Annotated in this window: 28 protein-coding genes and 3 pseudogenes; 6 read left to right on the top strand and 25 right to left on the bottom strand. The window is 68.6% G+C overall.

What is annotated here, in order from left to right:
* Window positions 1-234 precede the first annotated feature (234 nt).
* Genes I8N68_RS21415 through msrB form a run of 3 tightly spaced genes read right to left on the bottom strand, consistent with a single transcriptional unit; the run spans window position 235 to window position 1646 of the window.
* The gene (locus I8N68_RS21415) at window positions 235-681 is read right to left on the bottom strand and encodes a sigma-70 RNA polymerase sigma factor region 4 domain-containing protein (protein WP_200213074.1); all 447 of its coding nucleotides are present in this window, start codon (window positions 679-681) and stop codon (window positions 235-237) included.
* Window positions 651-1157: a peptide-methionine (S)-S-oxide reductase MsrA gene (gene msrA / locus I8N68_RS21420; protein ID WP_200213087.1), complete on the bottom strand. Its 507-nt coding sequence runs from the start codon at window positions 1155-1157 to the stop codon at window positions 651-653. Before msrA ends, I8N68_RS21415 begins: the two co-directional genes overlap by 31 nt.
* A 9-nt stretch (window positions 1158-1166) precedes the next feature.
* The gene (msrB, locus tag I8N68_RS21425) at window positions 1167-1646 is read right to left on the bottom strand and encodes a peptide-methionine (R)-S-oxide reductase MsrB (RefSeq protein ID WP_307812912.1); all 480 of its coding nucleotides are present in this window, start codon (window positions 1644-1646) and stop codon (window positions 1167-1169) included.
* A 437-nt stretch (window positions 1647-2083) separates the two neighbouring features.
* Here msrB and I8N68_RS21430 point away from each other — a divergent pair, with 437 nt between their 5' ends.
* Window positions 2084-2827: an SDR family NAD(P)-dependent oxidoreductase gene (locus I8N68_RS21430; RefSeq protein WP_307812913.1), complete on the top strand. Its 744-nt coding sequence runs from the start codon at window positions 2084-2086 to the stop codon at window positions 2825-2827.
* A 218-nt stretch (window positions 2828-3045) separates the two neighbouring features.
* Window positions 3046-3963, top strand: a complete 918-nt coding sequence (locus I8N68_RS21435) for an NADP-dependent oxidoreductase (RefSeq protein WP_200213107.1) — start codon at window positions 3046-3048, stop codon at window positions 3961-3963.
* A 316-nt stretch (window positions 3964-4279) separates the two neighbouring features.
* Here the strand turns inward: I8N68_RS21435 and I8N68_RS21440 are convergent, their stop codons facing one another.
* From I8N68_RS21440 to I8N68_RS21475, 10 genes and pseudogenes are all read right to left on the bottom strand, one after another.
* Window positions 4280-4444, bottom strand: a complete 165-nt coding sequence (locus I8N68_RS21440; RefSeq protein WP_200213112.1) for a hypothetical protein — start codon at window positions 4442-4444, stop codon at window positions 4280-4282.
* A 154-nt stretch (window positions 4445-4598) separates the two neighbouring features.
* Complete coding sequence (locus tag I8N68_RS21445) at window positions 4599-4892, bottom strand: DUF6510 family protein (RefSeq protein ID WP_200213119.1); 294 nt, start codon at window positions 4890-4892, stop codon at window positions 4599-4601.
* Window positions 4893-4894: 2 nt separating this feature from the next.
* Window positions 4895-5635, bottom strand: coding sequence for a ferredoxin reductase (locus I8N68_RS21450; protein WP_200213124.1), 741 nt, complete (start codon window positions 5633-5635; stop codon window positions 4895-4897).
* Window positions 5605-6201, bottom strand: a complete 597-nt coding sequence (locus I8N68_RS21455) for a molybdopterin-dependent oxidoreductase (protein ID WP_200213130.1) — start codon at window positions 6199-6201, stop codon at window positions 5605-5607. Before I8N68_RS21455 ends, I8N68_RS21450 begins: the two co-directional genes overlap by 31 nt.
* A 363-nt stretch (window positions 6202-6564) precedes the next feature.
* Window positions 6565-6732 carry a hypothetical protein gene (locus tag I8N68_RS21460; RefSeq protein WP_200213133.1) on the bottom strand — a complete coding sequence of 56 codons (168 nt, stop codon included), beginning with the start codon at window positions 6730-6732 and terminating at the stop codon, window positions 6565-6567.
* A gap of 446 nt (window positions 6733-7178) precedes the next feature.
* On the bottom strand, window positions 7179-8351 hold the full coding sequence (locus tag I8N68_RS33020; protein WP_307812914.1) for a D-alanyl-D-alanine carboxypeptidase family protein: 1173 nt from the start codon (window positions 8349-8351) through the stop codon (window positions 7179-7181).
* Between the two features lie 40 nt (window positions 8352-8391).
* A complete protein-coding gene (locus tag I8N68_RS33025) occupies window positions 8392-8664 on the bottom strand; it encodes a transposase (protein ID WP_307812915.1) in 273 nt (90 codons plus the stop codon).
* 95 nt (window positions 8665-8759) lie between these two features.
* Window positions 8760-8945 (bottom strand): annotated as a pseudogene (locus I8N68_RS34300) (transposase domain-containing protein); the annotation flags it as partial.
* A 103-nt stretch (window positions 8946-9048) separates the two neighbouring features.
* Entirely contained in the window at window positions 9049-9459 is a 411-nt protein-coding gene (locus tag I8N68_RS21470; RefSeq protein ID WP_200213154.1) for a cupin domain-containing protein, read from the bottom strand.
* 63 nt (window positions 9460-9522) lie between these two features.
* Window positions 9523-9696, bottom strand: coding sequence for a hypothetical protein (locus I8N68_RS21475; RefSeq protein ID WP_200213157.1), 174 nt, complete (start codon window positions 9694-9696; stop codon window positions 9523-9525).
* Window positions 9697-9843: 147 nt separating this feature from the next.
* On the opposite strand from I8N68_RS21475, the gene I8N68_RS34305 reads away from it, so the two are divergent.
* Window positions 9844-10428: a transposase domain-containing protein gene (locus I8N68_RS34305; protein ID WP_372433791.1), complete on the top strand. Its 585-nt coding sequence runs from the start codon at window positions 9844-9846 to the stop codon at window positions 10426-10428.
* Here I8N68_RS34305 and I8N68_RS21485 read toward each other — a convergent pair.
* Window positions 10334-11329 carry a cytochrome d ubiquinol oxidase subunit II gene (locus I8N68_RS21485; RefSeq protein WP_200213175.1) on the bottom strand — a complete coding sequence of 332 codons (996 nt, stop codon included), beginning with the start codon at window positions 11327-11329 and terminating at the stop codon, window positions 10334-10336. The two genes, I8N68_RS34305 and I8N68_RS21485, sit on opposite strands and share 95 nt — an antisense overlap.
* On the bottom strand, window positions 11326-12753 hold the full coding sequence (locus I8N68_RS21490) for a cytochrome ubiquinol oxidase subunit I (protein ID WP_200213181.1): 1428 nt from the start codon (window positions 12751-12753) through the stop codon (window positions 11326-11328). Before I8N68_RS21490 ends, I8N68_RS21485 begins: the two co-directional genes overlap by 4 nt.
* A 182-nt stretch (window positions 12754-12935) precedes the next feature.
* Between I8N68_RS21490 and I8N68_RS21495 the strand changes: the two genes are divergently transcribed.
* Together I8N68_RS21495 and I8N68_RS21500 are read left to right on the top strand one after the other, a co-directional pair.
* Window positions 12936-13076, top strand: a complete 141-nt coding sequence (locus tag I8N68_RS21495; RefSeq protein WP_200213188.1) for a hypothetical protein — start codon at window positions 12936-12938, stop codon at window positions 13074-13076.
* 209 nt (window positions 13077-13285) lie between these two features.
* A complete protein-coding gene (locus I8N68_RS21500) occupies window positions 13286-13849 on the top strand; it encodes a zinc-binding dehydrogenase (RefSeq protein WP_200213193.1) in 564 nt (187 codons plus the stop codon).
* Between the two features lie 293 nt (window positions 13850-14142).
* Here I8N68_RS21500 and I8N68_RS21505 read toward each other — a convergent pair whose 3' ends face one another.
* Window positions 14143-15093 carry an NADP-dependent oxidoreductase gene (locus tag I8N68_RS21505; RefSeq protein WP_200213194.1) on the bottom strand — a complete coding sequence of 317 codons (951 nt, stop codon included), beginning with the start codon at window positions 15091-15093 and terminating at the stop codon, window positions 14143-14145.
* A gap of 154 nt (window positions 15094-15247) precedes the next feature.
* Here I8N68_RS21505 and I8N68_RS21510 point away from each other — a divergent pair, with 154 nt between their 5' ends.
* On the top strand, window positions 15248-15637 hold the full coding sequence (locus I8N68_RS21510) for a VOC family protein (protein ID WP_200213195.1): 390 nt from the start codon (window positions 15248-15250) through the stop codon (window positions 15635-15637).
* A gap of 349 nt (window positions 15638-15986) precedes the next feature.
* Here I8N68_RS21510 and I8N68_RS21515 read toward each other — a convergent pair whose 3' ends face one another.
* From I8N68_RS21515 to I8N68_RS21550, 9 genes and pseudogenes are all read right to left on the bottom strand, one after another.
* The gene (locus I8N68_RS21515; RefSeq protein ID WP_200213197.1) at window positions 15987-17144 is read right to left on the bottom strand and encodes a low temperature requirement protein A; all 1158 of its coding nucleotides are present in this window, start codon (window positions 17142-17144) and stop codon (window positions 15987-15989) included.
* 521 nt (window positions 17145-17665) lie between these two features.
* Window positions 17666-17993 (bottom strand): annotated as a pseudogene (locus I8N68_RS21520) (XRE family transcriptional regulator); the annotation flags it as partial.
* A pseudogene (locus I8N68_RS33030) lies at window positions 17978-18089 on the bottom strand (helix-turn-helix domain-containing protein); the annotation flags it as partial. The pseudogenes I8N68_RS21520 and I8N68_RS33030, both read right to left, overlap by 16 nt.
* A gap of 836 nt (window positions 18090-18925) precedes the next feature.
* Entirely contained in the window at window positions 18926-19717 is a 792-nt protein-coding gene (locus I8N68_RS21525; protein WP_200213200.1) for a tetratricopeptide repeat protein, read from the bottom strand.
* A 275-nt stretch (window positions 19718-19992) separates the two neighbouring features.
* Window positions 19993-20787 (bottom strand): FkbM family methyltransferase, encoded by a 795-nt coding sequence (locus I8N68_RS21530; RefSeq protein WP_307812916.1) that lies wholly within the window; start codon window positions 20785-20787, stop codon window positions 19993-19995.
* A gap of 268 nt (window positions 20788-21055) precedes the next feature.
* On the bottom strand, window positions 21056-22669 hold the full coding sequence (locus tag I8N68_RS21535; protein WP_307812917.1) for a glycoside hydrolase family 13 protein: 1614 nt from the start codon (window positions 22667-22669) through the stop codon (window positions 21056-21058).
* Window positions 22670-22805: 136 nt separating this feature from the next.
* On the bottom strand, window positions 22806-23693 hold the full coding sequence (locus tag I8N68_RS21540) for a carbohydrate ABC transporter permease (RefSeq protein ID WP_200213205.1): 888 nt from the start codon (window positions 23691-23693) through the stop codon (window positions 22806-22808).
* A gap of 13 nt (window positions 23694-23706) precedes the next feature.
* Entirely contained in the window at window positions 23707-24663 is a 957-nt protein-coding gene (locus I8N68_RS21545) for a carbohydrate ABC transporter permease (protein ID WP_200213208.1), read from the bottom strand.
* 85 nt (window positions 24664-24748) lie between these two features.
* Window positions 24749-26128: an ABC transporter substrate-binding protein gene (locus tag I8N68_RS21550; protein WP_200213217.1), complete on the bottom strand. Its 1380-nt coding sequence runs from the start codon at window positions 26126-26128 to the stop codon at window positions 24749-24751.
* Between the last annotated feature and the right edge of the window lie 31 nt (window positions 26129-26159).

Consider the following 26159-nt stretch of genomic DNA (forward strand, 5'->3'; position numbering starts at 1 on the left):
ACGCAGGTCCTGAGACCGGGGGCCGCTAACGCCCGGCAGCCGTCACGACTGACGCCAGGCGGATGCGCAAGGTTGCCGTTGCGAGGTCGGTCGCACTGGCGACCGGACCCGCCGCATCAAGGTCGAGTCGGTCCCGATCGGCTCCGCTCGGGCCACCCTTGCTGGCACCGCCATGGGGACGCCCAAGACCTGCCCTGGCTCGGTGCCCACCCACTCACGACCGCTTACAACGGCTCACGGCCGCTCACACGGCGACCCTGGGTACTCGAGCGGCGTGTGGTAGGGAGAGCGACGCCTCGGCACACCGACGCTCGCAGGTGGGTAGCGCACGACGAAACGGTACGCCCAGGTGGTGAAGCGGCTCTCGCCACGGAACGTCGCGAGCTTGGCGAGGATCGCCACCATCGCGTCGGACGCTGCCTGGTGGGCGACGTCGGTCAGCGCGGGCCTGGTCGACGGGGAGCGCGTCGCGCGCCGGCGCACCTCCCGCGACGCCACGCGCACCAGCATCTCGTGTAGCCGATCGAATGCCACGTCTCGCTCGGCACCGGTGCCGGAAAGAGCCTGCACCCATTCGGCTGACTCCTCGTCCAGGCCGACCACCTCGGCCCGGGCCGGCGCGCGGACCCGGGGTCCGCGCGCCGGAGGTGTCAGGCCGTCGCCCGCTTCGGGAGCTTCCACCCGGGGCGGGGGAAGTGGCAGGTGTAACCGTTGGGGTAGGTCTGCAGGTAGTTCTGGTGCTCGGGCTCAGCCTCCCAGAAGTCGCCTGCCGGGGTGACCTCGGTGACGACCTTACCGGGCCACAGGCCCGAGGCGTCGACGTCGGCGATCGTGTCCTCGGCGACCCGCTTCTGCTCGTCGCTGGTGTAGAAGATCGCCGAGCGGTAGCTGGTGCCGAGGTCGTTGCCCTGGCGGTTCTTCGTCGAGGGGTCGTGGATCTGGAAGAAGAACTCGAGCAGCGCGCGGAAGTCGGTCTTCTCGGTGTCGTAGACGACCTCGATGGACTCCGCGTGGGTGCCGTGGTTGCGGTAGGTGGCGTTCGGGACGTCGCCGCCGCTGTAGCCGACGCGCGTGGACACGACGCCGGGCTGGCGGCGGAACAGCTCTTCCATGCCCCAGAAGCAGCCGCCGGCGAGGATCGCCTTTTCGGTGGTCACGTCGTCTCCCTACTTGTCGTCGGTGTCAATGTTGGTGTCACTCGTGAACAGGGTGCGGTATTCGCCGTACCCTGCGTTCTCCAGGTCGTCGAGGTGGATGAACCGCAACGACGCGGAGTTGATGCAGTAGCGCAGTCCACCCTTGTCGGGGGGACCGTCGTTGAAGACGTGGCCGAGGTGGCTGTCCCCGTGCAGCGAGCGGGCCTCAGTCCGGATCATCCCATGGCTGGAGTCTTCGCTCTTGACGACGTTCGTCTTGACGATCGGCTTCGTGAAGCTCGGCCAGCCGGAGTTGCTGTCGTACTTGTCGACCGATGCGAACAGCGGCTCGCCGGACACGACGTCGACGTAGATGCCGGGCTCGTGGTTGTCCCAGTAGGCGTTGGCGAACGGGCGCTCGGTGCCGTCCTGCTGGGTCACGCGGTACTGCTCCGGGTCGAGCCGCGAAACGGCTTCCCGGTTCTTGTGGTGATGGGTCTGCTGGGGCACAGCTCTCCCTTCCCGGCCTTGCGGCGCCAAGCTGGGGAACCAGGTGAAACGCACCTGGACGCGCACATGTACAGACACCCTACGGGCCAGTTGTATTCCCGCCGCCCCTACCATTTGTGGACCATCAAGTCCGGAGAAGATGTCCGGAAGTGGCCGGCTGGGTACCGTCGTTACAGGGCGTGGCCTGGGGTACGTCGCCGCCCCAGTAGCACCCGCTCGACCCCAAGAGTGGACTTGACCGACCAGTTCTACCGCGACTAGGTTCGGGGCGTCCGACTGGCTGCCTCCGCTAGCGACGAACTGTCCGACGTGCCCACCGGCGCCGAGTTCTACGGACGTCGCGCCACTCCCGGGGAACCGGGTGCTGCCAACACAAATCGCGATTCGGTGGGGAAGGAACAACTGTCATGAGTGAGAGTTTCGAGGGCCGTAAGGTCGTGGTCGTCGGCGGCAGCAGCGGCATGGGCCTCGCCACGGCCCACCAGGTCGTCGCCGCGGGCGGCACCGCCGTGATCACGGGCCGAGACCAGGAAAAGGTCGGGGCCGCGGTCGAAGCCTTGTCGCAGAACGGAAAGGCGTGGGGCATCACAGCCGAGCTGACCGACCGCGACCAGGTGCCCGAGGTCCGAAAGCAGCTCGCCGCCGAGCACGCCGACGCGACCCTGCTCGTCAACGCCGCGGGATTCTTCATCCCAAGGGCGTTCAGCGAGTACGACGAAGCCTTCTACGACTCGTACAACGAACTGAACCGCGCGCTGTTCTTCATAACGCAGACCGTCGTCGCGGGCATGGTCGCCGGGGGCCGGGGCGGCGCCATCGTCAACATCGGCTCGATGTGGGCGCACCAGGGCATCGCGGCGACGCCGCACTCCGGCTACTCCGTGCAGAAGGGCGGCCTGCACTCGTTCACTAAGGCCCTCGCGATCGAGCTGGCGCCGCACAGCATCCGGGTCAACGCGGTCGCGCCGGCGGTCGTGAAGACACCCCTGTACCTGGGCTTCGTCCCGGCGGACAAGCTCGATGAAACCGTCGGCAGCTTCGACAGCTTCCACCCGCTGGGGCGTGTCGGCAGCCCGGAGGACATCGCGAACGCGGTGTCGTTCCTGCTGTCGGACAAATCGAGCTGGATGACCGGCGCCATCGTCGACGTCGACGGCGGCATCATGGCCGGCCGCAACTGACCCTCGAAACGTAACGCCGGGATCGCGCCGGCGGGGCCTCGACCCCGGCGCCGTCTTACCGACGACTTCGCTATCGCGCTCGTTGCTCGAGACCCTCGCGCCACAACCGCTACCGATCAGCGTGGTAAGACGCCGAGGCCTGGCGCCGCTAATGCTGGTGAAACGAAATTTGCTCCTCGTGACCGTGCAAACGAGGACTGGATACAAGGAGGTACCGGATGAAGGCGATTGTGGTGACGGACGAGGCCGCGGGAACGGCCGGGATGACGCTGATGGAGCGGCTCGAGCCGGAACCGGCGCTGAACGACGTCGTCGTTCAGGTTCATGCGTCGGGATTCGTCCCGACTGAGATGGCGTGGCCCTCGACCTGGACCGATCGCCTCGGCCGTGACCGGACGCCGTCGATTCCCGGGCACGAGCTGGCTGGAGTGGTCACCGCTCTCGGCTATGGCACGACGGGACTGTCTGTGGGACAGCGGGTGTTCGGCCTCACGGACTGGAATCGCGACGGCACCCTGGCGGAGTATGTGGCCGTCGAGGCACGCAACCTCGCGCCGCTGCCCGGCGACGTCGACTTCACGGTGGGCGCGAGCCTGCCGATCTCGGGCCTGACCGCGTGGCAGGGACTGTTCGAACACGGCCGCCTTCAGGCGGGGCAGAGCGTCCTCGTGCAGGGCGCGGCCGGCGCAGTCGGATCGATGGTGACGCAGCTCGCACGCGAGGCCGGCGCCTATGTCATCGGCACCGGACGCGCTGCCGACCGTCAGAAGGCGCTCGACTTCGGCGCGCAGGAGTTCGTCGACCTCGAGAACGACGTCCTCGAAGACGTCGGCGGAGTCGATCTGGTTTTCGATGTCATCGGCGGCGACATCGGGAAGCGGTCCGCAGGCCTGATTCGAGCCGGAGGAACCCTGGTGTCCGTCGTCGGGCCACCCGAGGCGCGGCCCGCGGACGGCCTGGCGGTCGATTTCGTCGTCGTGTCCGATCGCGCCCAACTCGGTGAGATCGTCCAGCGGATCAGGGATGGTCGGCTGCGGACGAACATCGGCAACGTCGCGACCCTCGACGACGCCGTCGCCGCTCTCAACCCGACCGAGCGGATCACCGGGAAGACGATCATCCGCGTTCGTCCGTGAGGACTCGGGGACAGCGAGCGGTCCGGCCCTCCTTGCGGATCAGCGTCAACGGCGTGGCCAGGTCGGGCGACTCGTACCGGAAGACGTCATCGGACTGGTCCGCTACCCGGGTGGGCACCCGGCGAAACCAGCTCCCGGCAGCCCGGAGGACATCACGAACGCGGTGTCGTTCCTGCTGTCGGACAAGTCGAGCTGGATGACCGGCGCCATCGCCGACGTCGACATCATGGCCGCCGCAACTGACCCTCGAAACGTAACGCCGGGATCACGCCGACTGGGCTGCGGACGTGCCCGTACGCGTCCGCAGCCCGCGCCCTCAGGGAAACCACCAGCAAATTCGGCGAGGCCTGGCTCGGCCGACCCGCACGTGGTCGCGCTCGAGCGGCACGACGTCGGGCGCGGTGGCTCCCCACAGGTTCGAGCCACTCAAATCTTGCTCGGCACTGGTCAACGTGATCATGTCCTCGGCGTTGCCCGCCATGTTGCCTCCTGAATCTCGCGTCTGGTCAGCGACCTGGGAGCGCCCAGTCACGTCGGATGAAGTGGCAGGAGTATCCCGCCTCGGACTATTGCCACCGACGTCGGAGACGTTGGCATCGTCCGGATTGCGCCACGATTGACCGGATATTTAGCGCTCAGACAGTCGGCATCGGGAGGCTGAGGACGAGCGACCCACGCAGGTCGACCAGGACCCGGCCGGCCGTGCGCACCACGCGCATAACGACGTCCTCGCAGCTAGGACATCGGGCGACGAGGCCGGGCGCTCGGTCGAACACGCGCATCGCGGCCAGCGGACGGGGCGTCCGGCACCCGGCGCAGGTGAGCTCGGCAACGGTGAGGTCGGTCCCCATGATCTCGCCGAGCGGTCCGGCGAGGGCGTTACCGTCCACCCAGGGTGCGTCGTCGGCTCCGACGTTGGTGGTCGACATGGTCATCCTCCGGTGGGTCCGAAACGTTCAGTGCGGATGTTCGCGGGATCGTGGCCGATGTCGACGAGGAGGTCGGCAACGGTCTCGACGAATCCGGTGGGCCCGCAGACGAACGCCACAGCGTCGGCATCGCGGGGCCAGGCGACGCGGGCGAGGGCGTCCGCGTCCAGTCGTCGGGGTGGGGCCGGCCAGCCGGGGGGCGCGACCCTGGTATATGTGTGTGTGACTGCGACGCGACCATCGCCTGCGGCTTCTGCAGTTGCAAGCTCCGCAGAGAACAGCGCATCGGACGGGGATCGGGTCGAGTAGAGCAGCCTGGTGGGATTCGTCGCCGCACGCACCATCGACATCAGGGGCGCCACGTCGGACCCGCCGCCGATCAGCAACGCCGGGCGCGGATCGGCGGGTCGGCGTACGAACCAGCCGCCGAGCGGCCCACGGATCTCGAGTTGGTCACCCGGCTCTGCCACGTCGACGAGGTACGGCGAGACCTCACCGTCGGTCACCGCCTGGACGGTCACCTCGAGCCGGTCGGGCCCCGGGGCGGACGAGATCGAGTAGCTGCGGTACGCCGTGTAGCCGTCGGGAGCCGTCAACCGGACATCGACGTGCTGGCCCGGCACGTGACCTGTCCAGCCGTCGACGTCGAGGAGCAGGGTCCGCGCCGTCGCAGTCTCCGCCCGGGTGGCGGCGACGGTCGCCGGCTGCCAGGTCAGTCTGCCCCGTACCGCCGCTCGCGCCATGGGTCACCGTAGTTGTGGTAGCCGGCCGTCTCCCAGAACCCGGGCTCGTCGTCGAGACGCAGCTCCAGTGCGCGCAGCCATTTCGCGCTCTTCCAGAAGTACAGGTGAGGAATGAGGAGACGAGCTGGCCCGCCGTGCACCGGCACCAGCGGCTCGCCGTCGAACTCGTACGCCACCCAGGCCTGGCCGTCGAGAAGGTCCTCGAGCGGGACGTTCGTGGTGTAGCCGCCGTAGGAGTGGGCGACGACGTACTCGGCCGTAGTCTCGACGTCGGCCAGCAACGTGTCCACCGAGACGCCTCGCCAACTCGTGCCGAACTTCGACCAGTGCGTGACGCAATGGATGTCCACGGTCGGCTCGTCGGCAGGAAGGGCGGTGAACTCCGCCCATGACCACGTGCTCCGCTCGCCGGTCTCGGTGACGACGGCGAGCTCCCACTCGTCGAGGCCGATGCGCGGTGTCGGTCCCGCCGACAGCACCGGGAAGTCGTCCGTGCGGTACTGGCCGGGCGGAAGGTCGGTGTCGTCGCGTCTGCGGCCGCCGAAGCCGCGTGTGATCACTGCCATGCGCCCCTCCCCATGTGGCCAGGCGGCCGCGATCCCGCTGCCACCCGTGCTTCCACTCGGCCGGTGGATGTCGATGTGGTACCCGCCCATGACGTCATCATTAGCGAGTGCCCGGTGATGAGATTCTCCGCGGTGAGGACGTAGTTGCCCGCAATCCGGCGTCAAGTAACTGGACCATCACGTCCAGACTAGACTGGCGTGGCATTGGCTGGCAAGCGCCTCCACTGGCCATCAGTGGTTTGGAGCAGCAGCGCGCCTGACGGTCGTGGCGGTGCATCCTTGTCTGGCCGGATGCTTCTGTAGCGTGACTATAATGGACGATAGCGTCCATGGAAGTGGGACTAATAGGTTGTTCCGAGTTGATCATTTGACATGTCGTCGCCACTGCGAGATGTCGGCCACCAGTGTCTTGCCCGATGTCAGGAGCGTTCGATGGGCCCTATTCCCTCCGTTGGGGACGTTGTCGATGGCCAGCCGGTCGATGCGGCGGACATGATCGCCGCCCTCACCGCTGCACAGTTCGTATTCCAAGACGGTGCAACTCAATCGTTCACGGCGGAGGGTCGAACGACCTACGTCGACGGAGGCCTGCCGTCAGCTGGCGAGTGGTCTGTTACGGGTGACGGGACCTTCGCTTCATTCTGGCCGCCGACTTATCGGGCGACGTACACGGTTCGGTGGATCATCGAGAACGGAGTGCGGGTGGGCGTCAGCTTCACGGATACCCGGAGCGGAGTCCGCTACGACGGTCGGTACCGATGACTGGACGAGATCCGAGCCATGCGTCGAATCACGATTGGCTCGGTGCTTCTCGAGGCGATCGAGGGTGAACATCCTCGACCGGGTTGCCGAGGCGAAGGGCGAGCAGTGGCTCGGGAGATCGCCGCCCTGCAAGAGACACTGCAGCACATCGGCCGCAAGCGCGGACAGCTCCCATCGTAGGCGGGGATGGCATGGCACCATCATGCGTCGTGCCGTCAGCCGCTGGGCCTGTTGATGATGGTCTGGACGTCCTTGACGCCCCTTCTACGCCACCAGAGGACCGCGACGATCATGACTACCAGTCCGGCGGCAGCGCCGAGGCCAAGGCCGGTCAACAATGATAATGACGATGACTTCTTCTCTTCGCGTGTGACCAGTTGACCGACGGAGGCGTCGGGAGGAAGAGCGAAGCCCCAGTCCAGCAGGGCAATCGCCTCCCCCAAGCTCCCCAGCGGGGCGGTCTCCGCCCCGAGCAGGGTCACCGCGAGCCGTCGCCCGTCGCGTTCCACGACGCCGACGTACGTTTGCCGAGCCAGTGAGGTGAAGCCGGTCTTCCCGCCGAGGATGCCGGGAACGCGGTCCAGCAGAGTGTTGTCGTTGACGATCTGGAAGGCCGGCTTTCCCGGCTGTGCCGGTACCTCCGCCACCCGGGTGGCGATGTATCGCCGGAAGTCCTCGCGGGCGAAGCAGGCCCGGGCGATCAGCGCCAGGTCGTACGCGCTGGTGTACTGGCCGGGGCCGTCCAGGCCCGAGGGCGTTGCGGCGTGGGTCTGGTTCGCGTGCAGCCGGCGGGCTTCCTCGTTCATTGCGTCGACTCCGCCCTGCCTGCCTTTGTCGCCCCCGCCGGAGCGGGCCAGCACGTTTGCCGCGTCGTTGCCCGACTTCAGGAGAAGGCCCAGCCACAGGGACTCGATCGGGTACCGGCCGCCCTCGACCAGGCCCATCACCGAACTGGCCGGGTCGAGATCGGCCAGATCTTTCCGTTTCACCTCGACGACCTGCTTCGGATCGAGGCGGGGCATCAGGGCCGCGGCCAGCAGCAGCTTCTGCACACTGGCCGGCGTTCGGCGCTCGTGCGGACCGCACCCACCGAGAACCGCGCCACTGTTGAGGTCCGCCACCTGCCATGAAGTGGCGGTCACTGCTGGCGCCGTCGGCGCATTCGGTGGGCTGGCCAATCCCGCCGTGGCCAGCGCCTCCCCCCCGACCTTCCGCTGGGCGGGGTCAACCGGTGGTGGCGACGGTTTGGCGGGCGGAGGAACCGGCGGCGTCACCCTCGGGCACGCCACGTCCGGCGCGGCTGCCGCCGGCCCTGATGGCACGACCGCCACAGCGGGCATGACTACGGCTGCGCACAGAGTGACAGCTACCACACGAGAGGTAGTCACACTGAGTACGCTAGTGCTCTGCAAGGTGGGCGTGGTCGGGTCAGGAAAGCGAGTAGGTGGTTTCGGCCTGCCAGCGCTCGTGGTAGAGGTCCACGAGTTCGTGGGCGGGATAGCGGGAGTGGTCGAGCAGGCTGGCGACCAGCCGCCACTGCTCGCGGCGCACCTTGGTGTCGGCCAGCGTGACGGTGACCTGCGCTTCGATGACCCGTACCAGGACCGGGACGGGTAGCACTCCGTAGCCGATGCGGGCCAGGTAAGAGCCGTCGGGCAGGCGGTGCTGGATGGTCGGGCAGCGGCGGGCGGATGAGCGCACCAGGAACTGGGCGCCGCTGGCGCAACGTCGCGCAGGAACTGCGCGGCGTCGCAGCCTGCGTCGACCAGCAGCAGCATCGTGCGGTCCACGAACCGAGACGGCAGCAGCCGCAGCGGCTTCTCACGTGTCCCGGTCTCCTCCAACACTGCGTCGACCAGGTCGAAGTCGATGATCTGGGTCAACTCGCCCAGATGTCCGGGCGCGCACACACCGCCGGCCACCGCGACCGATCGAGTGATGACAGACATGAGGCTTCTCCTGCAACGGGACTCCTGACACATGATCACCTTGCTCGACACAAGCTGATCTATCAGAAGTCCCGCTCGCCTCTTCAAGGCCCTTGACTCAGCCGCCGATCACCAAACGCAACGGTTGTGGTGGTCATCATCGCTGGGTAACCCGTAGGTGTCGTCGTTCGGCCAGCTCCTCCGCGCTGACCACGGTCAGAATCGGGGTACCCGGCGGCGCGAACATGGTCACCACCAGCTGCGACTGCGCGTCCGGAAGGTTGTTGGCGCCCTGGTAGTGGATCACGTCGCCCCCGGGCTCGAACAGGGCGTCACCGGCCTTGAGCACCCGGGGCGGCTGCCCCTCCAGCTCGAAGAGGATCTCGCCCTGGGTCACGTAACCGAAGAGCGGCCCGGGGTGCCGGTGCGGCGGCGCGCCGGGGTCACCGGGCGACAGGGTGACCCGGATGGTCCTGGCCTCGGCGCCAGCCGGGATCCGGGCCGCCGCCTCCGGCAGGGTCGTGATCACCTCAACACCTGGGGGCAGGTGTGCGTGCTCAGCGCTCATGTATTCCTCCAAACAGGGACTGTCCACAGGAAGGACAAGACGGCCTCCCTGTTTGTGACAGCCCTACGCGGCGAACCTCCCCAGGGCCGCGCCGGAGATCCGGTCGCGAGAGCGGATGAGGGCGCTCAGCTCGCCCATCCGGTCCCAGGTGTTCACCGCCATCCTGGCCTGGACCGGGCCTTCCCGCAGCGAGAACGCGACGAACTCCCGATCCGCCGGGAGACCGCTGATGACCAACTTGTCCTGCGGGGGTGGTGGCCGGTGTACTCGTGCCAGTGTGGCATCGAAGACGGCGGCAAGCCGGGAGGCGGCCGTGCACGGGCTGAGCCCCGGCTGATGACGAGCTCGCCGCGGCCAAGGTCGCTGACGGCGGACTGAAGCGACCTGGTCGACGCAGTGTTGGAGGAGACCGGGACACGTGAGAAGCGGCTGCGGCTGCTGGCGTCTCGGGTCGTGGTGTACTTCGTCCTCGCGCTCGCCCTGTTCGAGCAGTGTTCCTACCGGGCGACCTGGGGGAAGCTGACCGCTGCCCTGGCGCAGTTGTCTCTGACCCGGCCGAGCGTCTCCTCACTCTCACGCGCCCGCCGCCGGATCGGAGCGGCGCCGCTGCGCCGGCTGTTCGAGACCCTGGCCGGTGTCGTCGGCCTGCTGTGCCAGCCCGGCGTGTTCTACCGGGGCTGCGCACCGTGGCTATCGACGGCACGCACCTGCACGTGCCCGACGAGGAACAGGTCACCTGGCGCTACCCCAAACGCCGACACGCCATCTCCTCCATCCGCTGGAGCCTACGTCGCCCTAACGCAATGCCGGTCCGCGAGACCACCAACGAATCTTGAACCGGCCGCGGTCCGGCACGGCGCCAGCGTGAAGGGAGTCAGGCGGTGTCCAGCCGACCGCGCTGGTGCAGGACGAACAGCAGCGCCATGGCCGGCACGACGAGCAGGAGCGCCGCGGCGGCGACGAGGGTGAGCGACGCCAGGGTGGCGTCGGGAGCCGCGGCCTCGTCGATGCGTAGGTGGGTGCCTAGAAGGTACGGGTACTGCGCGACGCCCCAGCCGACCACCACCGTGCCGGCCGCGCTGACGGCGAGCGCCTGCAGCAACCGGGGCGCGGCCCGGTGAAGCAGGGCGATGCTGGCCAGCCCGCATGCCGCGGAGACCAGCACCAGGGGCAGGCCGCGGCCGGTCAGCCCGGAGAACAGGCGCCCGGCGTCAGCGTGCAGGATGGCGATGCCCGCCAGCGCCACGGCGCCAGTCGCCACGGCGCTGGCCTGGGCTCGACGGCGGAACCAGCGCTCCAGGTGGGCGTCGGCGTGGGTACGGGCCTCGGCGGTGAGGAACACCGCGGCGACGAACGCGCACACCCCGACCGCGAGCACCCCGCCGAGCAGCGACGTCGGGTTGACCCAACTGGTCACGGGGTTGCCGTGTCCGTCCGAGGGCACCCGCCCGGAGGCGATTCCGCCGACGACCGTGCCGAGGAAGAACGGTGTGATCACCGACGAGGTGGCGAACGCCGCGCCGGTCGCCCGCTGTTGGTCGGTCTTCACCACCACCTTTCGGAATGCGAACCCGCAACCGCGGATCACGATGCCCAGCGCGGTGAGGCCCAGCGGGATGTAGAGCGTGGTCATGATCGCGGCGAAGGCGGACGGGAAGCCGGTCCAGAGCATCACCAGGCAGAAGATCAGCCATACGTGGTTGGCCTCCCACACCGGCGCCAGCGTGTGGTCGATCAGGTGCCGGGGGGTCTGCCCGGGTCGCGCACCACCGGCGGTGAGGTCCCAGAAGCCTGCACCGTAGTCCGCGCCGCCGAGCACGGCGTAGGCGGTGACGCCGATGAACAGCACGACGGCGGCGAACGTACTCACGCCTGCCCTCCCGCGGGCGCGGACTCCGAGGACCGGGGTGGGCCGTAGGGCACGTCCGTCTCGGTAGCCCCGCCCTGGTCGCGCCAGCGGCGGCGCAGCAGCCGCAGGACGTACACGGTGGTGGCGCCGACCGCGGCATAGAGCGCGACGGTGGCGGCGAAGAACAGCCACAGGTTGCCGGAGGTGGTGACCGCGTCCCGGGTGAGGAGGTGACCGACGACCGTCCACGGCTGCCGGCCGACCTCGGTGACCACCCAGCCCGCCTCCAGCGCCACCACCGCGAGCACGCCACTGATCGTGGTCGCTCGCAGGAACCATCTGCTGCGCGGCAGGTCACGGCGGCGCCACCAGGCCAGCGCGTACCAGGTGGAGAGGGCCAGCAGCGCGGAGCCGATACCGACCATGACGTCGAAGCTCAGGTGAACGATTGTGACCAGGCGGTCCGGCGGCCGCAGCTCGGCGGGTATGGCGTCCAGGCCCTGGATGCGGGTCGACGGTGAGTAACCAGAAAGCAGCGAGGCCCCCGAGGGAACCTTGAGGCCGCCGTGCACCTTCCCGTTCGCGTAGTAGCCGCCCAGAACCTCCGGCACGTGGGTGCCCGTGGTCGGGAGGGCCTCGATCGTGGCGAACTTCGCCGGCTCGTTCCGGTAGACCTCGCGCGCGGCGATGTCGCCGACGAAGACCTGCAGCGGGGTGGCCAGCGCCGCGACGGTCAGCGGTATCAGCAGGCCGAGCCGGTGGTACCGGTCGCGGCGGCCGCGCAGCATCCCGGCCGCGTACACGCCGGCGACGACGAACCCGGCGACCACGTACGCGGCCAGCAGCATGTGGATGGCCTCGTACCAGAACGCGTCGTTGAAGATCACCTCGAGTGGGCGGACCTCCACGATCTTGCCGTCCCGCATGGTGAATCCGCCCGGCTGGTTCATCCAGGCGTTCGCCGCGACCACCGACAGCGTGCCGCCGATCCCGGAGAGCACCACCGGCACCCCGGTCCAGAAGTGTGGCCATGGGCGCATCCGCCGCCACCCGTAGACGTAGATGGCGACGAAGATCGCCTCCAAGAAGAAGAACAGACCCTCGATCGCGAACGGGATGCCGAACGCCGCGCCGTAGTTGCCCATCAGTCGTGGCCAGAGCAGGCCGAGCTCGAACGACAGCATCGTGCCGGACACCGCGCCGACGGCGAACAGCACCGCCGCCACCTGTGACCAGCGCCGGGCCAGCAGCAGCGCAGTCTCGTCGTTCCGGCGAATGCCGCGGGCGTTCGCGATCAGCATCAGGAATGTGAAGGCCACCCCGAACGGCACCAGGATGATGTGGAAGCCGAGAGTGAAGGCCATCTGCTCGCGCGCCGGCAGCAGCTGCGCCGGATCGGCGAGCACGAGGCTGGCGCCGAGGGGCACCAGTGACAGGCCAGACATGGCGCGTGCTACCCGTTGACGGCGGCCGCAAACATACCGATGGGGTGAGGATTAGGGCGGTTCATACAGCTACGCCGGCTGGCTCTTCGGGCCGACCGCCCTCACGCCCGAGCAGTTACCACCGATGTTTCCCACGAGAATGCACACGCTGGCCGTCGTTGACCAGGCAGCAGGGTGGAGCGGTGTTGCCGATCATGTTGCCCGCCTACACGTGCGGCATCGCCGAGGACACCGACCTCGTCGAGTCCTGGCGTGCGCGCTGCGCCATGCGCCAGGACCCGGCCGGTCCGGTGGGAATGGACACCGATGGCGGGTCTGCCTGACACGATGCTGGCGGCGTACCTCACCGAACTCGGGGGCCCAGAACGCATCCGGATCGGCCCCCTCCCGGTGCCGGTTCCGGGCCCCACCGACGTCCTGGTGCGAACGGAGCTGGCGGTCAACCACGTCGACACGTTCGTACGCTCCGGCGGACTCACACACCGTTCCCGTTCGTGATCGGTCGCGACCTGGTCGGTTCCGGACCGGCTCCTTGCGACCCGGTCAGACGGTCTTCGTCGCCGGGGCGGCGGGCGGAGTCGGGAGCGCGGCCGTACAGCTTGCGGTGGCGGCGGGTGCTCGCGTCATTGCCACGGCGGCGCCAGAAGACTTCGACTGGTGCCGACGGTGCGGCGCTCACCTGCTGATCGACTACCACGACCAGGCTGCCCTACCCGCACTGCTGCACCAGGCCGCACCGGAGGGGATCGACCTGTGGTGGGACAACTCGGGACGCCACGACCTGGACCTTGCCGTACCCCTGCTCACGCGGGGTGGACGGATCATCGCGCTGGCCGGGATGGCGGCCCGGCCAGTGCTGCCGATAGGCGCGCTGTACACGCGAGACGCCAGCATCAGGGGGTTCGTCATCAGCAACGCCTCGACCGCGGACCTCGCGGAGGCGGCCGCCGTCATCAACGACCTGCTGGCCACCAACCAGCTCATCTCGCGAATCAACGGCACCTACCCGTTAACGGCGGCCGCCCAGGCTCATCGCCAGATGCAGGCCGGAGTGAAAGGCCGGATCCTTGTCGCCAGTGACCCCGATCCGGGCTGATGCGCGCACACCACTACGTCGGCGCACCCGGCCGGTCCGCCCGGCACTTCGTCCGGGCATCCAGCCAGGAGTTGCCACCCGCCCAGTCAGCGTTGGAGTTTCGTCTGAGCACGCTTACGCTTCCACCGCACCCTGTGTGACGAATGGGGCCTACGCCCAGCCGTTCACCAGCAACCAGCACCCGGCCGACGCCCTACCCGCCTGGATACGACCTACAACCACCACCGCAGCCACACCTCAGTCGGCGGCAAATCACCCGTCACCTGCGTAAGCAACGGTGCTGGGCGATACACCTACTCGGCGACGTGGATGACGATTTTGCCGCGGCGTTTGGCCGTCTCGAGCGCCTCGTAACCGGAGCGCGTCTCAGTGAGGGGCAGCACGCGGTCCAGCACCGGCCTCAACCGGCCGTTGTCGACGAGTTCGGCGATGGAACGCAACGCGTTCTGGTCGGGCTCGACGATGAAGTACACGCCGCGGACGCCATGCCGGGCTGCTTCCTGCTGGTCGGGTGGGGTGACGAGGGTGACCAGGACACCGCCCGGTTTCAGGACCGACCAGGACCGCGACTGCGTCGCTCCTCCGACAAGATCAACGACCACGTCCACGTCGCGAACATGATCCTCGAAGCGGTCGTGAGCATAGTCGATGACCTGCTCGGCACCCAGACCCTTGACGAATTCCAGGTCGGCCGCCGCCGCCGTGGCGCTCACCCGACCACCGAGACCGGCCGCGAGCTGCACCACGAAGATCCCCACGCCGCCGGCGCCGCCCTGCACCAGCACGTGCTGGCCGGCCCGCAGGTCGGCGTGATCCACCAGTGCCTGCCAGGCACTCAGCGCAGCCAATGGGAGCGCCGCGGCGTGGTCATGGTCAACGGTAGCGGGTTTGGCCGCCAGGACGGCCGCGGGCACGGTGACGTACTCGGCCGCCGCGCCATCGCGGGTGAAAGGGATCAACCCGTAGACGGCCTCCCCCTCAGCCGGCCTCTCCACCCCCGCCCCGGACGCCGCGACGACTCCGGAGAACTCATGCGACGGGATGATCGGAGTGCGCTCAGGTCCTGACCCGTCCGAGCTGGACGTCCAAGTCTGCGGCCAGGTGAGCTCAGTGGGTGTCATGGAAGCAGCCTTCACGGCCACCAACACCTCACCAGGCCCCGGCTCAGGCCGCGGCGCCTCCTCGTACACGAGCTGCTCCGGCCCGCCCCTGGTGTGAGCTCTCACGGCGTACATCGTGCTCATCCGACGGCTACTCCTTCCTCGAGGCATGTCGATCAGCCCGCCCGCCGTCCCGGAGGATGAACCCAGGCTGACTCCCGCATTATCTGGCGGTTCGGCAGCCGCGAGGCCGGACTTCCGTCATCCCCTTGCCCCTCGGCGCAGAAAGCACGCTGGATTGGGCAAGCTGCTCACCTATCTCGCCGGGCGGCGCTATACCCGCAACGAAGACGAACGCGCCCTTGGCACCAGCTACGCCCTGCTGCAGTTCGGCCTCGGCGGCCACCAGCACGAGCTGGGTCTGATCGACCGCCGCTACGCTGACGCCGTGCCGGACGCACCGGGCAGCGCGGTCCTGTACTGGCACGTGCACAACCTGACCGGCGCCGTGCGAAAGCTGCTGGCCGCCGGGGCGCGCGAGCACCAGCCGATCACCGAGCGCGGGCCGGGGATCGGCTTCGTCACCGCCTCGGCGAGCGGCTACGTCGGGCAGCAGCTCCCACAGCAGTCGCTCGTCACGGTGGCCTACGAACACCGAATCTCCTCCAAGATCGTTTTTAGGGCATGAAAAACCCCCGAGTGTCGACTCGGGGTCTTCGGTTGTTACCGATAGTCGGAGCGTGGCAGACCCTCACCTCCTCTCGTCAGGGAAGCGTCCGCTCACACCGGTCAGGTGACCGTTGGCGCGGGAAGGCGAGTGCGGTGCGATGGCCGCCTGGGTCCGGCAGCACCCTGGCCAGCTCGACCGCGTAGAGATCGCGACGTACCTATGGAGATCTTGCCGAAGCCGCCCACCGGCGAGAGCAGGTGGTCGGGCGGGCGGCAAAAAGGCGGTACGTAGGCTCCACAAAGTGGCGGGGCATCGACACGGCAGACCTTCCATCCGCCGTCGATGCCCGCTCTTGCTTGGGCGGCGGTCAGCCGGGCGGCGACGGGACCTCCGGTGGCTTGCCCGCGGCGTTGCGCCAGTCCAGCACGGCGATGAGCAGCAGCACTGCGGCGGCGGTGGTCGCGGTGGCCAGCGGCGACACCCGCCCCATCAGCGGGGCTGCCGCGGCCAGCATGGCGATGCCGACGATCCTGCGCCACGAGACCCGGGCGAACACCAGATGCTCCAGGCGGGCCCGGCCGACGAGGAACAGCGCCGGCCCGCCCAGGATTGTCGCCCGCCACGACGGGTGTGTCACCTGCGTGTGGCTGTGCTGCACGATCTCGTGTCCGATTGCGGTGGTGACGATGCCCAGCACCATCAGCGCATGCGCGAACGCGACTCGTCGACCCCACCCCGCGGGATCGCCTGCCGCGTCGAGGGCCTTGGGCAGCAGCTCACCGGCCTTTTGGAAGTACACCCGCCACAGCAGCGTCGTGGTGGCGAAAGCGATCACCAGGCCAGCAGTCTTGTAGAGGTCATGCGGGTGGGTGCTATAGCTGATCCCGACGGCGAGGATGCTCTCACCGAGGGCGATCATCAACAGCTGTTGGTTCCGGTCCACCAGGTGGTCCCCGGCGAGCTGCCAGATGGTGTTCCGATGCCGACCCAGCCCGGGCGCTGGCCAGCCCAACCTCGCCGATCCCAGATCCACCACCACCGCCACCGCCCACCACACCAGCTGGGCGGCGCCGACGGCCACCCCGCCGCCTACCCAAAACACCCCGGCCAGGCATAACCACGCCGTTACCCGCCAGTACAACCGGCGCAACCGGTGCGACCGCAGACCCAGCGATATCACGGCCGGACGCGCCACCCGCACCGTCACGAACACCACCGCGAACACCAGACCTTCACCGGCGAACGCCCCCGGCACGGCCGTTCCCATGATCATCATGGCGAAGGTGCTGAGCAGCAGCATCACCTGGGTGCCCGCGCGGTGTGGCTCGAACCGGCCGGTGAGGTACGCGGTGGTAGTCCACAGGTACATCACCGCTATGAGCAGCAACACCGTCCGGCCGGCATTGCTCCACCGCTGCGCCGGGTCTTCGTTGAGGAAACCGGGCAACGACCCCGCGACCACACGGTCGAACGCGAACACCACCGCCAGATCGAAGAACAACTCCACGAACGTCGCCTGCTGCATGCTGCCGCTCCGCCGCAGCAAACCCACCGCCCGACCCGTGGCCTGCCGCCGCCCCGCAAACCGGCTGCCCATTTGCCCATTCAACTGCCCGGCAGACCCGAACACACCCGGTACCGCCAGGTCAACCGCCGCTCTTGAACGCGTAACCGCCCACTGTCTGCCGCCGACCCACACCTCGGTGGAGCGGGCCTGCTCCCCCTCCCCGGGCCAGTGGCCTCGGTTGATCGGGATCCGGTGCCGGGCATGACACGGCAGGTCAGCTCCGCAGCGGCAGACCGCCGCCATCGCCTCCAGCACCAAACCGGCCGATGCCGCCGCAGGGTCATTGCGGCGGCGAGCAGGTACTCCTCGTACGAGACGCGCCGCACCGGATCTCCCTCGTCAGTCACGGGGGCACGCTGTCTCGCCCCCGAGTTGAGAGGGACACGGCGATCAGGCCAATCCGCACCGCCCGCCGCATCCCGTGAGGAGGAACGTACGCAGCGTGGTAGGGCTGAATGGGTAAGGTTCGTACCCCTTGATCAGGCGACGAGGCCGACCTTCAGCGCGAGGTCATGCACATCGCCTCGCAAAGAGCGCGGTCCGTCCAGTAGATCGAGGGTGATCTGCCTGGCGTAGCCGTTGAAGCAGATCGTCTCCGGCGCGGACTCGTACGCTGGCGAAGAGTCGCCACAGTGGCCTCGTTGTCGCCCTTGCCGTAGTGACCGCGGGCCACCTCGATCAGGTGCCGGGCACGTCGGGTTTCGATGGGATCGCCGCCTGGTCAAGGCGATTCGCCTGCCGCACCGCCTCACCGGACTTCTGAAGCTCGACGGCGACGGTCACGGCGTGGGCGCCTTGACCCACTCGGCGCTACGGCCTACTAGCCCGCCGAGCACAGCGCGGGTCTTGCCCGAGCGCTCACGGTAAGACCTTGAGACGCTGCCCAAAGGTCAGCCCCGACATCAGGTCCATCCCGAACCTCCTCGTAGCGCGGGATGCGTCGCCAGCCTGTCGGCCGCCGTCGTGCCTCACGGTACTCACGGCCTCCCCAGCTGCTAACCTTGATCCTCAGGACAGCCCGCCCAGCACTCATCGACCGTCGGCGCTGACCCCCTCTCCGGGGGGAGCCGGGCACCTGCTGTCGACGAGTGAGGTTCAGGTCGGAGCAGCGTTGAGGGCAGCTGTCACGCGCCGTTCGTTGCCAAGGCTCCACAATCGGCGTCGAGGCATTCGCTGCCTCCTAGCTGCCCCACCCGACGTCAGCCGGCCAGGCTGCTCAGGAACCGGGTGGTCCCGGATACCCCAGATGGCTACCGGCCCAGCCGATGCTCCCGGGTGGCTGCTTCCACTCATTGGCGCGCCTCTTCGAGATCGAGAGGTTGGGCCAACGCTTGCGCGCTGCTTGCCGGCTGGCGCCCACTGCTGCGCCAAGCTCGGGATAGCCAGCACCGCACTGCACCGCTTCCTCGGCGCTTGCTGACACGAGGTCGGCGAGAAGACGACGCATCTGCTCACCTGCCGCCATCCGTGCCAGGTGAGCCCGCATCCTCTCCGTGTAGCTCCGCTCGTGGTCTGCTCTGCGCAAGGCATCCATGTCGGAGGCGTGCAGCCGCCGCGCCCAGTTGGCCGCAACAGTATTCAGCTCCCGCCCTAGCTCCTGCCGCTCTTCCGGCGTTAGGTCCCGCATGACAGCACTCCCTCGTCAGTGACCTCGCACTTCAGAGTCCCGCTCGACAACCAAGGTTGTCAAGCCTCACGCGCACTCTTAGGACCAGGAGCCTTTAGGATCACCCGCCGCGTTACGCCGGCAGGGCGTACTCCTTTGCGAGGCGCTCGGCGTACAACCGCACGTGCTCGTCACCGGTAGCGCGCAGCCGTCGCACCAGCTCCGATGCTTCGCTGACGGCGCCGCGATCCAGCAGCAGCGCCGCCAGCAGGGCACGGGATCTGTTTTCCAGCAGCTCAGCACCCCGACGAAGCACCGCCTCCGCCTCGTTTCCACAATCTGGTTCGGTGAGAAGCAGCGCACCAAGCAGAGGGACGGCTCTGGTCTCGCCGCCCGCCATCTCTTCGCGGCACCGCTGGATCTCCTTGCTCGCCTCGCCGGGATCGCCGAAGTTACGCAAGAAGGCGGCGTATCCGGTCAACGCGTCGACGCAGCCGACCTCGATGGCCTGTTGGAACAACTCCCGAGCCTCGGCGGTGTCGCCCTGCCGGGCGCGGACCAGGGCCAGACCTGACAGCGAATGCACGTCGCCGGCCGCGACCGCTACCCGATACACGGCCTCCACGGCAGTCCGATCCTCGCGGATACCCGACCAATTGACCAACCGCACGACCGCCTGGTGGCTGCCGGCTTCAGCCGCCCGGCGATATAGAGCCTCTGCTATGGCCGGCTTGCCCTTGGCCAAATTCTGCTCCGCCTCGGTGACGAGGGCGGCGACGGCTCGCAGCCGGTTCGCGCGCCGGAACACCGCTCGCGCATACCCTGCGGCGTAGGCTTCGGCGCGGGTGCGCGCACGCACCGAGTCGACAAATACCAACCACAGTGTCCTGTCGACAATGCCCGACCAGAGCGATCCTCGGCCCATGCCCCGAATCGTGGCACCGCATGGTGAGGCGTCGCTACCCGTGCCATCGTCGTGGGCTCGGCGGCTCGCTCAGCCCACTGCTGGTGTGCGTGCTCGTCCGCTGCCGTCTGCCCACGCGGCTGCTCGGTTCGTTGCTCAGCGGGCCAGCGTCCCAGCTGGAGCGAAATCTCTCACTCGCAAGCGCCTCTCGATGCGGACAGGGGCCAGCCGCCAGCCGACCGGTCGCTGACCCACCGGATGGCCCCGAACCCGGCCGGCAGACCGGGTTCGCCGGCTCAGCGCGACGGCGGCCGGTGGTGACCGGACACGCAGTACACGTCGCCGGAGTTGACCTCGTGGGGCAGTGCCCGCAGGTGGGCGGCCATCCGGTCCGCCGACAGCCAGTGCGGCAGCGCCAGCGACATCTCGTCGCCGAGCGCGAGGTTGAAGCCGGTGAAGCCGAGCGTGGTGAGGCGGTCGAGGCAGCGCTGCGCGATCGGGCGCTCGATGGTGGTGAACTCGAACGAGAGTGCCGGCAGCGGCTGATCGAGGCCGGTCAGGACGGCATCCTCGAAGCCCTCCACGTCGATCTTGACGAAGGCCGGTACGCCGAACTCGGCCAGCAGCGCGTCCAGGGTGGTGCAGCGCGCCTCGACCCGCGCGTCCCACTCCTCGCCGGTCCAGCCGGCCGCGCCCTCGGCCGCCTGGAGGAAGTGCGCGGAGGCGGTGGAGACGGTGGGGTTGCGGGAGTTGACGAAGAACTCCACCCGGCCGGGGCGCGCGCCGCAGGCCGCCTCGACCACGGCCACCTCGGTGTCGCCGCCGTAGATCGCCCGCAGGGCCCGTACGCAGACGGGTTGCGGCTCCACGGCGACGACCCGGGCACCTAGCCGGCGGAAGCTGCCGACCCGGTCGCCGACGTGCGCGCCGACGTCGAAGACGAGGTCGCCGGGCCGGACGAAGCGGGCGTAGAAGGCATCCATCGCCGCCGCCCGCCGCGGGTCGCGGTAGGCGAGGTCCAGCGAGCGCCGTAGCGACGCCAGGGCGGGCTCGGACCTGAGCCGCTCCACCGCGGCGGCGTCAACCTCCACCGCACGAAAGCTAGCCGACCGGGCGGGTCAGCATGACCGGTTCCGGACAACCCGCCCGTGGCGGCGCGCGGGTCGGGCCGACGCCGCCGGCAGGGGGACGCCCTACCGGCGGCGCAGCCGACGAACGGGTAGGGACTTCAGCTCACCCCAGACCTTGCACATCGGGCAGGCAGGTCCCCCGTTTACGTGCGGTGCGCTCCTCGTACCTCCTTCGGGTGGTGGGTGGCACCGGCGGTCGGGACGGGCCGCCAGCGCCGCGGCGGCCGGGTCAGGCCGGAACGGCCGGCGCTCCGGGCTCCTCGGTGGTCCGCAGCCAGACGGCGGTGTCCGGCGGCAGCAGGTCGTCGTCGAGCGGCCCGCTGGCCAGCAGCAGCCGCTCGTGCGGCGGCAGCGGCACGGCCGCGTCGCCGAGGTTGACCAGGCAGCGGAATCCGCCGCCGCGGCTAAACGCGAGCACCGCCGCGGGGGCCGAAAGCCAGGTCAGATCCCCGTCGCCGAGCGCGGGATCGGCCCGGCGGATGGCGATGGCCGCCCGGTAGAGCTCCAGCATCGAGTGCGGGTCGCCGGTCTGGGCGCGGACCGTGCGGTCCTTCCAGTCCGCCGGCTGCGGCAGCCAGGGGGCCGCCGCGCCGTCCGGGCTGAACCCGAACGGGGGCGTGTCGCCGGTCCACGGCAGCGGGACGCGGCAGCCGTCGCGCCCCGGGTCGACCCGGCCGGACCGGGCGAACATCGGGTCCTGGCGCAGCTCGTGCGGGATGTCCTCGACCTCCCAGAGGCCCAGCTCCTCGCCCTGGTAGACGTAGGCCGCGCCGGGCAGCGAGAGCGAGAGCAGCGCGGCGGCCCGGGCCCGGCGGGTGCCCAGCTCCAGGTCGCTGGGGACCCCCTCCCGCTTGGCGGCGAAGCTGAAGGTGGTGTCCGTCCGGCCGTACCGGGTGACGTGCCGGGTGACGTCGTGGTTGGACAGCACCCAGGTGGCCGGGGCGCCGACCGGGGCGTGCGCCGCGAGGGTCGCGTCGATGCAGGCGCGCAGCACGGCCGGCTCCCAGGCACAGCCGAGGAAGTCGAAGTTGAAGGCCGCGTGCAGCTCGTCGGGGCGCAGGTAGTTGGCGAACCGCTCATGGTCGGGCAGCCACACCTCGCCGATCAGCGCCCGCTCGCCGGGGTAGCTGTCGGCGATCCGCCGCCAGCTGCGGTAGATCTCGTGCACCGCGTCCACGTCGACGAACGGGTTCGGGCCGTCCGGGGTGGCTTCGGGCAGCGTCGGGTCCTTGGCAAGCATCGCCGCCGAGTCGATCCGGATGCCGTCCACGCCCCGGTCGAGCCAGAACCGCAGGATGTCCTCGAACTCGGCGCGCACCCGGGGGTGGTCCCAGTTGAAGTCGGGCTGCTGCGGGGCGAAGAGGTGCAGGTACCAGTCGCCCGGCGTGCCGTCCGAGTTGGTGGTCCTGGTCCAGGTGTCGCCGGCGAACGGCGACACCCAATCGGTGGGCTTCTCCGCGCCGTCCGGGCCGCGACCCGGGCGGAACCAGAACAGCTCGCGCTCGGGCGCCTCCGGGCCGCCGGCGAGCGCCGCCTGGAACCAGGGGTGCACGTCGGAGCAGTGGTTCGGCACCACGTCGACGATGGTCCGGATGCCGAGCGCGTGTGCCTCCGCGATCAGCGCCTCCGCCTCGGCCAGCGTGCCGAAGACCGGGTCGATGTCGCGGTAGTCGGCCACGTCGTAGCCGGCGTCGGCCATCGGGGAGGGGTACCAGGGGCTGTACCAGATCGCATCGACGCCAAGCGCGGACAGGTGATTCAGCCGGGACCGGATGCCGGCGATGTCGCCGATGCCGTCGCCATTGCCGTCGGCGAAGCTACGTGGGTACACCTGGTAGATCACCGCTCCACGCCACCACGGACCACTGTCTCCTGCGGACACGAGCACCTGCTTTCTGCGTCGGTACGTCGGCGGGTTCGCCGGACCTGGATCTGCCTGGCGAACGGTCGTTGTTCGCCGGAGGAGCCTGCGCCGGTGGCTATCCTTTGAGGCTGCCTGTGGTCAGGCCGGACATGATGTTCCGCTGGAAGATCAGAAAGACGATGACGGTCGGGATCGCGGCGATGACCGACGCGGCGATCACCACGTTCATGGGCGTACCACCCGAGAAGGCGTAGATCCCGACGCTGACCGTCCGGGTCTCGGGCGACGGCATGACCAGCTTCGGCCAGAGAAAGTCCTTCCAGACCGCCGTCACGGCGAAGATGGAGACGACGCCGAGGATGGGGCGCGACATCGGCAGGATGATCGACCACAGCGTGCGCAGCGGCGATGCCCCGTCCATGAGGGCCGCCGCCATCAGCTCCTCGGGGATCGAGTCGAAGAACCGTTTCAGCAGGAAGATGTTGAACGCGTTCGCGACCGCGGGCAGCCAGATCGCAAACGGCGAGTCGAGCAGGTTGATGTGCAGGATCGGCAGGTCGATCACGGTCACGTACTGCGGAACGATGAGAACCATCGCCGGGATCATCAGCGTTGCCAGCATCAGGCCGAGGATCACGTTGCCGAACACCGGTCGAAGCTTCGACAAGGCGTACGCCGCGGCGGTGTCGAGGACGAGCTGGAACAGCAGCGCGCCAGCCGCGTAGTAGAACGTGTTGAACAGCAGCTTGGCGAGGTTCAGGTTGTTCCAGGCATCAGCGTAGTTCTGCGACTGGGGATCCTTCGGGAACAGCGATGGCGGGGTCTGCGCGACCTCCTGGCCGGACTTGAGCGCGCCGGTGACCATCCAGTAGAGCGGCCCGAGGAAGACGAGCGTGAAGCCCACGACGACGACGGCGAGCAGTGTCCAGTAGACAACCCTGCCGCGCCCCCGCCGAAGTTGAGCGTGGGAGATGAGGGTCCGGGTCCCGGAGTCCTGTGCCATTCCTCGTCCCGTCCTAGTCCTGTTTCGAGCTGAGCCGCACGTAGACGGCGGAGAAGCCGGCCAGCACCACGAGCATGATCACGCCGAGCGCCGCGGCGCCGTTGAGGTCGTTCTGGAAGAACCCGTGCTGGTAGATGAGGTACGCCACCGAGGTCGCGGAGTCCTCCGCGCCCGTACCGTTCGCGAGGATCAGCGGCTCGATGAAGAACTGCATCGTGGCGACGATCTGCAGCATCGCCAGGAGCGCGAGGATCAGCCGGGTCTGCGGGATCGTCACGTGGCGGATCCGCCGCCAGATCCCGGCGCCGTCGAGCTCGGCCGCTTCGTAGAGTTCGCCGGGGATGTTCTGCAGTGCCGCCAGGTAGATCAGTACCGCGCCGCCCATGTTCATCCAGGTCGACGCGATCACCATCGCCGGCATCGTCATCCCGGGCGACTGCATCCACTGCGATGTCGGCAGGTGCAGCGCCTTGAGGATCGAGTTGAACAGGCCCGCGTCGCCGGGGTCGTACGCGTAGAACTTGAACAGAAAGAGCGCCGAGGCGGGCGGCAGCATCACCGGCAGGTAGACCAGGATCCGCAGGTACCCCTTCGCGTGGCGAAACTCGTTGAGCAGGATCGCCACGAAGAACGGGACCGCGTACCCGAGTACCAGCGCGAGAATCGTGAAGTAGAAGGTGTTCTTCCAGGCCGTCCAGAAGCTGGGGTCGGCGATGATGCGGTCGTAATTGTCCCAGCCGACCCAGGTCGTGACGCCGCGCCGGGTGCGCTGGAAGCTCATGACGACGCCGCGGATCATCGGATACCAGGAGAAGAACGCGAAGCACAGCACGGCGCCGATCAGGAACGCGTGCCCGGTGAGGTTGTCGCGTACCTTGCGGCCGAGGCTCGTACGCGGCGGCCCTGCCGGGTACGGCGACGTGGGTCGACCCGGTGCTCTCGTGGTCCCCGGGACGGTGGTGGTCGCCAAGGCAACTCCTGCATGGTCGGTGACGCCGACGGTGCGGCGCGGACGGTGTGAGGGCCGGCGGCGGGCCAGCCCCCACACCTCCGGATCATTTTTCGGCGGCGAGGAGCTGGTTGACCTTGTCTTCGGCCGTCTTGAGCAGCGCGTCGATGTTCGCGTTCGGGTTCGTCAGCACACCGGACATCGCCGCGTCGAGCACCGCGTAGATCGCCTGCGCGTTGCGGGGCTCACCCTTGATCGGGACCGGGTTCGCCTCGAAGATCGCGAAGTTCGCGGTGTCGACGTTCGCGTTCGCCTTGCGCAGCTCGAGCTCCTGCTTCTGCGCGTCGCTGCCGCCCGCGAAGAGCAGCGGCTGGGGCAGGCCCACCGGGTAGTTCTGCGGCTTGGCCCGGACGTAGTCGAACTGGCCCTTGCCCGGTGTCAGCTTCTGGTACGCGATCCACTTCAGACCGGCCTTGACCTGCTCGGGGGTGAGGCCCTTCTTGAAGAAGTAACCCTCGCCACCACCGAGCGTCCCCACCGCCTTGCCGTCCTGGCCGGGCAGCGGGGCCATCGCCCAGTCCTGGAACTTGCCCTGGAACTGGCTGACGATCGCCTGGGTGGCGTCCGGCGCGCCGACGAACATGCCGACCTTGCCCGCGCCGGCGTTGGTCAGCAGGTCGGCCCACTGCAGCAGTTGGCGGTCGCCCATGCTGTTGTCGCCGTACCGCATGTCCTTGAGGTTCTGCAGGACCTGCTTACCCTTCGCGTTGTTGAAGTCGGCCTTCTTGCCGTCGGCGGTCAGCACCTGGCCGCCCTGCGCGTAGAGCAGGGAGGTGAAGTGCCAGCCTCCGGTGTTGCCGGCGCTGTACTCCGAGTAGCCGGCGATGCCGTTGCCGAGCGCGGAGATCTTCTTGGCGGCGGCCCGGACCTCGCCCCACGTCTTGGGCGGGTTGTTCACGTCGAGCCCCGCCCGCTGGAACAGGACCTTGTTGTAGACCAATCCCATCGAGTAGTTCTTCACCGGGACGGCGTAGAGCTTGCCGCCGTCGGTGAAGACCTCCTTCAGCGCCGGGTCGATGCTGTCCCAGGTCGGGACCGTGTCCTTGGTGGCGAACTCGGTGATGTCCATCGCCTGACCGGAGTCGAGCACCTGCTGGAGGTCGGTCATGTACCCGTAGAACAGGTCGGTCACGGTGCCGCCGGCGAGGCGAGCGGTGAAGTCCGGCGGGTTGTTGCACTGCTCGCCGACGCTGACGCTCTTGATGACGATGTTCGGGTTCTGGCGCTGGAACTCGACGACGTCGTCGTTCCAGTTCTTCAGCAGCTCTTTCTGCGAGCCGACCGGCTGGCAGTCGACAGTGATGGTGACCTTGCCACCGGCATCGGTCTTTGCGTCGTCACTCTTCGTGGAGCAAGCCGCAAGGCTGAGCCCCAGGCCGGCCACGAGCGCTAACGCCGCAGCCTTCCGGTACTGCGGTACGGACATCTGTCCATCCCTTCGGGAACGTGATCCAGCT

Source organism: Micromonospora coerulea (genome assembly GCF_016598485.1).
In the GTDB taxonomy this organism is placed as follows: domain Bacteria; phylum Actinomycetota; class Actinomycetes; order Mycobacteriales; family Micromonosporaceae; genus Micromonospora; species Micromonospora coerulea.

Bases quoted from the DNA above. Each gene is read 5' to 3' on its own strand.
- I8N68_RS21435 (WP_200213107.1), top strand. From the start codon at position 3,046: ATGAAGGCGATTGTGGTGACGGACGAGGCCGCGGGAACGGCCGGGATG.
- I8N68_RS21440 (WP_200213112.1), bottom strand. From the start codon at position 4,444: ATGGCGGGCAACGCCGAGGACATGATCACGTTGACCAGTGCCGAGCAA.
- I8N68_RS21445 (WP_200213119.1), bottom strand. From the start codon at position 4,892: ATGTCGACCACCAACGTCGGAGCCGACGACGCACCCTGGGTGGACGGT.
- I8N68_RS21450 (WP_200213124.1), bottom strand. From the start codon at position 5,635: ATGGCGCGAGCGGCGGTACGGGGCAGACTGACCTGGCAGCCGGCGACC.
- I8N68_RS21455 (WP_200213130.1), bottom strand. From the start codon at position 6,201: ATGGCAGTGATCACACGCGGCTTCGGCGGCCGCAGACGCGACGACACC.
- I8N68_RS21470 (WP_200213154.1), bottom strand. From the start codon at position 9,459: ATGAGCGCTGAGCACGCACACCTGCCCCCAGGTGTTGAGGTGATCACG.
- I8N68_RS21490 (WP_200213181.1), bottom strand. From the start codon at position 12,753: ATGTCTGGCCTGTCACTGGTGCCCCTCGGCGCCAGCCTCGTGCTCGCC.
- I8N68_RS21505 (WP_200213194.1), bottom strand. From the start codon at position 15,093: ATGAGCACGATGTACGCCGTGAGAGCTCACACCAGGGGCGGGCCGGAG.
- I8N68_RS21515 (WP_200213197.1), bottom strand. From the start codon at position 17,144: ATGCAGCAGGCGACGTTCGTGGAGTTGTTCTTCGATCTGGCGGTGGTG.
- I8N68_RS21525 (WP_200213200.1), bottom strand. From the start codon at position 19,717: ATGGGCCGAGGATCGCTCTGGTCGGGCATTGTCGACAGGACACTGTGG.
- I8N68_RS21540 (WP_200213205.1), bottom strand. From the start codon at position 23,693: ATGGCACAGGACTCCGGGACCCGGACCCTCATCTCCCACGCTCAACTT.
- I8N68_RS21550 (WP_200213217.1), bottom strand. From the start codon at position 26,128: ATGTCCGTACCGCAGTACCGGAAGGCTGCGGCGTTAGCGCTCGTGGCC.